The organism is Nonomuraea salmonea (genome assembly GCF_042428605.1).
GTDB lineage: Bacteria > Actinomycetota > Actinomycetes > Streptosporangiales > Streptosporangiaceae > Nonomuraea > Nonomuraea salmonea.
In genome coordinates this window covers 186,784-193,169 of the sequence record NZ_JBHMCF010000025.1, presented here as the reverse complement: position 1 = coordinate 193,169, position 6,386 = coordinate 186,784, and the positions used below count along the sequence as shown (strand labels likewise).

The following is a 6,386-nucleotide window of genomic DNA, read 5'->3' as shown; positions in this document are numbered from 1 at the left end:
TGCCATCTCATGCAGCGCAAGCGATCAAAGGGACATCAACTCGCGAACCGCCCTCTCAGATCGGGGGTGACTCTCAGCTCAGGGACGCCGCCGGCATGGGCAGCCACGGCCATGTCAGCAGCCGAAGTGAGCTCCATTGGCTCGCCACCCACCGAGTAGGCGTACTGCCAACCCTGCTCCCGAACGAGATCCAGCAGGACCTGCCAGTCCTCGAGAGCCGTTCCCTCTACAACAACGTCAGGCAACGCTCCGTTGGCCTCGGGGTCGAAGAGGGTCTTCACGTCATCCCACAGTAGGTCGGGCACAGCACTCATCATTCCTCCAGAACGCGCCTTCGGCGGGGGGCTCCGGCTCCGGGATGATTGCCGCGTGGCCCTGGCCCGCTTCCCCTTCGGGTGGGTCGGCGGCAGAGCGGATGATCAGGCGGACGGCGTGTGCGCGTCGCGCGGAAAACACCAGGTCGCGGGTTGATCGTCGGGCCATTAGCGGGCCATTAAGGGCGGTAACGAGGGGCCAACCACGGTCACTTAGGACCGGCCCTCCGCGCAGGTCAGTACCCTAGTGCGCCGTGATCGATCCAGTTCCCAAGCTGACAGCGCGGGTTCGATTCCCGTCACCCGCTCCAAGCCTTTCCTGGGCCCCACTGCATGGCCTTCCACTTGGGGCGCTTCGCGCACGGGTGCTCCAGTCTGTGTCGCCCAGGGGGCTCCGCCCCCTTCGACCCCCTGAGAACCCCGCTCGCTTCGCTCGCCGTCGGCCCGCCCGTTGCCCAGTTACACGATGGGCTGGCCAATACCCGCCCTCGAACGGGCACTCGTGGACACGATGGTCCCTTCCCGGGCCCTTTCCAAAGATGGCCACTCATCGACCCCGAGTTGACGGCGCCGGGCCGATTCCCATCTTTCAGGCAAGTATCTCTGGCAGCAAACTGAACGCTGACACGTGCCGAGGGCGTATGAGCGTGAAGTCCCGTCGGTCGATCGTCGCGATCTGTGTGATGCCCAGACGCGCGGCAATGGCGACCACGGACACGTCAGCAGGGTCGAGTCGAGCATCCTTGTAGAGCCGGACGAGTTCGGCCATCCGCCGCACATCCACAGGAAGCAGCTCAACCAGCTCGAACTCTTCGATCACGAGATCAAGAAACTGGGCGTGTACAGCTTAGGTTCAACCGGTCGTCGCGCCGGCTTCAATCAAGATTGTCGATGGAAGGAGCAGCGGCCCCTTCAGGCACTCAAGAAGCCGTACACATGAGACATGGTGCCTGTCATCTCGATCGACGACAGCGATCAACGGGCCGGTGTCCAGAAGTCTGGCGGTCACACCGACCGATTGAACCGCTCCGCCAGCAGATCTTCGACCCGTTCTGACAGATCTCCTTCGCCTGATGCGCCGATCCCGGCGATCGACAGCCGACGATGCCGAACTGGCTCAGACGGCTCCTCGTCGGCCGCCTCAGCCAATTCCGGATCCGTCTTGACCAAGCGCAGCAGCCGACGTGCCTGGTCGGGCGACAGCCGGTCCACCAGATGGTGAAGCTCCTCATGCGCATGGTCAGCGCTCATGCCCACGAGTCTACGCAAGCAGTTCCGCTGGCGGCAGCAGCACCACCCCCAAGGGTCGGCGTCCGACCGTAATCATCACCTTCAGGCTCGCAGGAGCCTTCCGACATCTAGGTTTCGTGCCAGATGCGTGCCAGAACGGGCGGGAAGCCGCGGTCACTCACGGCTATTCACGAGCAGCAGATACCCTCCGGCCTGCACCATCGTTTCCCAGCTCAGCGCGGCAAGATCAGTAGCCGGTTCCCAAACTGACAGCGCGGGTTCGATTCCCGTCACCCGCTCTCAGTATGAGAGCCCAGGTGAACCGGTGATCCGGTACCTGGGCTTCGTTGCTTCCTCGGGCTGTTGGTCTCTGCGCGCCATTACGCGGTTGGAGTCAGCGGGGTCCAGGGCATGGCTCAAACCTTGATGACAGTGAGGCGTGCACCGCACAGTGCGGCGAGGTCCTCGGGATCGGAAGTGAGAATCGTGACGGGGCCTGGGGCTGCGAGAGCGGTGGCGCCGAGTATGGCATCGATGGCGTGCTTATGCCCGTGCAGACCGGTGTTGGACAAGAGCATGGCGGCGTGGCGGGCGATTGCTTCGGTGACCGGTTCGATGACGAGGCGGGACAGCGTCCATTCCAGGGCTGGCCGGTTGACGCGGGGGTGGACCACCTCGACAAGAGTGGCGGCAGAGGTGATGACGCGGAGGTCGTCAGCACGGGCGAGAGTGAGCCATGCGGTGATCGTACGGTCGCGCTGGACGGCCTTGGCCAGTCCCTCGCTGTCGAGGACAAGGGTGCCGCCAGGAGCGGCGGGAGAACGGGTCACGCAGCCGCCCCACCATCGGCCTGTCCTCGTCGGGTCTGGTGGAGTTGGTCACGCAGTGCCTGGACCTCATCGTCGGTGATGGGGCCGTGCTCGGCCTCGGCGACCTGGATGAGTTCGTTGAGGTTGTCGCGCTCGATCTGGCGAGCGACGGCGGCGGCGACGTAGGCGGACAGGCCGGAAGGGCCACTCCGAGATCGGGCGGCCTCGGCGATGTCACGCGGCATGGTGATCGAATACTTGCCAGTAGGCTCGCTCATACCCTCTATCCTACCTCCCATCCTCCCGTAGTCGCTGAGGGAGTTGTGTATCGGCGAGAGCTGATCGGTTTCTTGCGTCCTTTGGCAGCGCCGCCAGCCGTGCCCGTCGCGTGCCCGTTCGGACAGCGATCAACGGAGAGTCGCGGGAACTCACGGTCACCCGACCGCCATTGGCCCAGGTGAGCGCTTCCCCTGGTCAGATGCTTTGATCTTGGAAGACTTCCCAAGCTGACAGCGCGGGTTCGATTCCCGTCACCCGCTCCATTCATACTGTGGCAGGAAGGCACCGGCGACCAACACGATTCCAAGCCAGCCCGCAATTAGGGCGCTCATCAGCCTCGTATATGCCCTCACCGGTGTAGTTCACCACCGACCACCCGGCGCGCGTGTTGCACGAGTAACACCAGGCGGCAGGCTGATCAACGGGCCATTAGAGGGCCATCAAGAGGGGTGACGAGGGGCCAACCACGGTCACTCAGGACCAGCCTTTTGGCCAGCTCAGTGCCCCAGCGAGCCGTGATCGATGCGGTTTCCAGGCTGACGGCGCGGGTTCGTTCCTGTCACCCGCTCTCACAGTGAAGGCCCAGGTGGATCGGTGGACTCGGTACTTGGACTTTGGTCTTCGATCGTTCGCGGGCATGAAACCGGCCACCGGCCCCTGGACCAGCCCGATTGCGGCTTAATGCAGGTGCATGAGCGTATCCGTTGTGGTTAGCCTTGGCGTACATGACTGAGCAGACGACAGACGAGCCGGCCCCCGACCAGCTTGCCTCACATCGGAGCAGGCTGACGTTCCACGGGCCGTTGGGCGAGGAGCGGGCCGCGGGGTTCGTCGCGCGTCTGGCTGCGACGGAACCGAAGAGCGTGCTGGACATCGGCTGCGGCTGGGGCGAGTTGAGTCTCCGGCTGCTCGCCGCCGCGCCTGGCGCTACGGGCATCGGCATCGACCTGCTCGATCGCGATCTGGATCGTGGCCGGGCCCTCGCGGTCCGTCGCGGTCTGGCGGATCGGATGGAGTACCTGAATGAGTCGGCCACCGGCACGCAGCGCGGTCCCGCCGACGTGGTGCTGTGCGTGGGCTCCGGGCAGGCGCTCAGCGACGCCCCGGCACCCGACCAGTACGGCGAGGCGCTGAAGGAGCTGCGCAGGCTGGTCAACCCCGGCGGCCGCGTGCTGTACGGCGAGGGGTTCTGGGAACGCCGGCCGCAGCCGGATGAGCTGGCCAGGATGTGGCCAGGCGCCAAGCCCGATGACCACCTTCCGCTGGACGGCATGGTCGAGGCGGCGGTGCAGGCCGGGTTCCGGGTGGAGTGGCTGGAAGTCGCCTCCCAGGAGGAGTGGGACCAGTTCGAGGCGGGCTATCTTGCCGATGTCGAGGTATGGCTGGCCGCCAACGCCGACCATCCCAAGGCCGCGAAGTTGCGCGCCGACGCCGACCGGCAGCGCGTCTCGTACCTGACCGGCTATCGCGGAATTCTCGGGCTTGTCTATCTGACGCTGGTCCCGGTGGAATGACGGGGACGCCCTGCCGGTTGGGTCATCCCACGATGCCGGCGACGGGCCGTGATCCAGTTATCTGTCCGCATTCTGCACGCCCAGAACCCTTCGTGACGGCAGTGTGATCAGCTTCCGCTCGCCGCTCCATACCACCGCGCAGCTACAGCCTGACGATCGCAACTGCCCGGCCTCACATGCGCCTCCATCCGTGACGTAACACGGTTCTGCCTATTCACCGGACAGGATCAGTCGCCTCGGATGCGGGCGTGCAGGTGCATGTCGTGTCTGCCGTCATCGTGGACCGCGGCGCTCCGCTTGGTGCCTTCCAAGAGATAGCCGCACCTCGTGGCGACTTTGCAGGAGGCTGCGTTGCGCGTCGAGTGGTCCAACTCCAGGCGCTGGAAGCCGATCTCGGCAAGGGCCCAATCGGTGAGCGCTGTCAGGGCGCGAGCGGCGACGCTGGCGCCGCGAGCGGCAGGGAGCACCCAATAGGCGACCTCGGCGGTGCCGTCGTCGAAATCCAGGCCGCGTAGTGCGATCCGGCCGAGCATCTCGCCGCCGTCGCGGGTGATCGCCCAGTGGCCGCCCTTCTCTCGTTTCCAGTCCTGGTGATAGGTGTCGAACCACTCCAGGATCTGGGCCTCGTTCGAGGGACGACGCGTGTGCCAGCGCCTGATTTCGTCGTCCTGGTACGCGGCCAGGAACGCCGGTGCGTCGGCCCGTTCCCAAGGACGGAGCAACAGGCCTCCGGGGGCGGCTAGCACGGGTTGACGGGAGCCAGCTAGGGAGCCGGAGAGAATGACGGGCGGTGTCGACAGGTCGCGAGTCACGCGCAATGATCGCGCAAGAGTGGCCACTTGATCAACGATGGCGAATGCACCGCCCACCGTCACCCTTGGCCGGCGGAGCGAACAGAGCGCGGGTTCGATCCCGCCACCCGCTCCATACGCAAAAGCCCAGGTCATCCGGGATACTCGGGTGACCTGGGCTGCGGCGTCGATCGGTCGTCAAATCTGCTTGAGGAACCCGCTGTCGACGGCGAAATCCGCGCCGGTCGTGCTGGCTGAGCGAGGTGAGGCGAGCAAGGCGACCACGTCGGCGATCTCCTGGGGCTCGGCCAGACGGCCCGTCGTCAGCTTCATCATCTCGGGTGCCACCTTGTTGATGACGCTGTCGCGGTCGGTTCCCGCTTGGGCGGCGATGATGTCGGCCGCGCCACCGCTTTTCGTCCACCAGGCCGTACGCACCGGGCCCGGGGAGACGGTGTTCACCCGGATGCCCTGGGGCGCGAATTCCTCCGACAGCGCCTTGGTCAGGTTGTTGAGGCCCGCCTTGGCGGCGTTGTAATCGACGTTCATGGGCGCGGGCGAGTGGGCGTTGGCCGAGGAAATGTTGACGATCGACCCTTCGCCGCGGGCGAGCATCGGCGTGATGGCCGCCCGAACGGTGCGTACGACCGAGAACAGGTTGAACTCGAACATCGCCCGCCAGTCCTCATCAGTGGCGGCCAGGAACCCGAAGCGCGGCAGAGTCACGCCGGGCGGTGGGCCGCCGGCGTTGTTCACCAGGATGTCCAGCCCACCGAACTCCGTCACGGCCTTTTCGACGATCTGGGCGGGGGCCTCAGGGTCCATCAGGTCGGTCGGAACATGCAGCAGGTCGCCACTGAGCGCCTCCAACTCGGGGGTGCTCGTCCGCGAAGCGGCCACGACACGGACCCCTTCGTCGAGGAGGGTACGGGTGACGGCCAGGCCGATGCCCTTGGAAGCACCGGTGATAACTGCAACCCGGCCGGAAAGCTGGAGATCCATGTCTTATTCCCTCGTCCTGATTTCCACTCGAAAGACGGATGACGTTTTCGCTGAGTACGTTACGAGCGATTTCGTGATGAGGGCTGGCGTGAATCAGACTAGCAATTTCAGCTGATATCGGACGTCGCATTCCACGCGACCTCGAATAGCGGCAGAGGGCCAGTGCACGTGATCGACACCTCGGGCAACTCATCGCCGAGGCGCGTCGGGCTACGGTGTTCGATCGGAACATCGCCGAGTAGCTCTCGTATGGAGCAAGGTGCGGCCGTGATGCGCAGCAGCAGGGGCTCTGGCCCTGCGCCCGTCCGCCGGTCCGGGCGTGCGGCCTGAGGCCGGCCCCGGCCGTCGGCAGGACACCGGCCGGGCGCCGCACGCTCGCCCTTCGTCAGCGCACACACCGGGGTTGATGCAGATGCAGTTTCACGGTCGCCACTGCTGGGCTGATGT

General features: G+C 65.5%; 8 protein-coding genes. 1 reads left to right on the top strand and 7 read right to left on the bottom strand.

Translation table 11 applies throughout. The features are described 5' to 3' along the window. Positions 1–35 precede the first annotated feature (35 nt). From ACFFR3_RS23670 to ACFFR3_RS23650, 5 genes are all read right to left on the bottom strand, one after another. Positions 36–281, bottom strand: coding sequence for a hypothetical protein (locus ACFFR3_RS23670; RefSeq protein ID WP_379483858.1), 246 nt, complete (start codon positions 279–281; stop codon positions 36–38). Positions 282–903: 622 nt separating this feature from the next. After that, the gene (locus tag ACFFR3_RS23665; RefSeq protein WP_345395056.1) at positions 904–1,134 is read right to left on the bottom strand and encodes a PIN domain-containing protein; all 231 of its coding nucleotides are present in this window, start codon (positions 1,132–1,134) and stop codon (positions 904–906) included. Positions 1,135–1,319: 185 nt separating this feature from the next. Continuing rightward, positions 1,320–1,565 carry a hypothetical protein gene (locus ACFFR3_RS23660; protein WP_345395059.1) on the bottom strand — a complete coding sequence of 82 codons (246 nt, stop codon included), beginning with the start codon at positions 1,563–1,565 and terminating at the stop codon, positions 1,320–1,322. A 395-nt stretch (positions 1,566–1,960) separates the two neighbouring features. Continuing rightward, on the bottom strand, positions 1,961–2,374 hold the full coding sequence (locus ACFFR3_RS23655; RefSeq protein WP_379483857.1) for a DNA-binding protein: 414 nt from the start codon (positions 2,372–2,374) through the stop codon (positions 1,961–1,963). Continuing rightward, on the bottom strand, positions 2,371–2,631 hold the full coding sequence (locus tag ACFFR3_RS23650; protein ID WP_326631480.1) for a CopG family transcriptional regulator: 261 nt from the start codon (positions 2,629–2,631) through the stop codon (positions 2,371–2,373). The genes ACFFR3_RS23655 and ACFFR3_RS23650 overlap by 4 nt, the downstream gene beginning before the upstream one ends. 726 nt (positions 2,632–3,357) lie before the next feature. Here ACFFR3_RS23650 and ACFFR3_RS23645 point away from each other — a divergent pair. Further along, positions 3,358–4,146: an SAM-dependent methyltransferase gene (locus ACFFR3_RS23645; RefSeq protein ID WP_379483856.1), complete on the top strand. Its 789-nt coding sequence runs from the start codon at positions 3,358–3,360 to the stop codon at positions 4,144–4,146. A 227-nt stretch (positions 4,147–4,373) separates the two neighbouring features. Here the strand turns inward: ACFFR3_RS23645 and ACFFR3_RS23640 are convergent, their stop codons facing one another. Beyond that, positions 4,374–4,868, bottom strand: a complete 495-nt coding sequence (locus ACFFR3_RS23640) for a GNAT family N-acetyltransferase (protein ID WP_379483855.1) — start codon at positions 4,866–4,868, stop codon at positions 4,374–4,376. A 267-nt stretch (positions 4,869–5,135) separates the two neighbouring features. Then, entirely contained in the window at positions 5,136–5,939 is an 804-nt protein-coding gene (locus tag ACFFR3_RS23635; RefSeq protein ID WP_364377869.1) for an SDR family NAD(P)-dependent oxidoreductase, read from the bottom strand. Positions 5,940–6,386 lie beyond the last annotated feature (447 nt).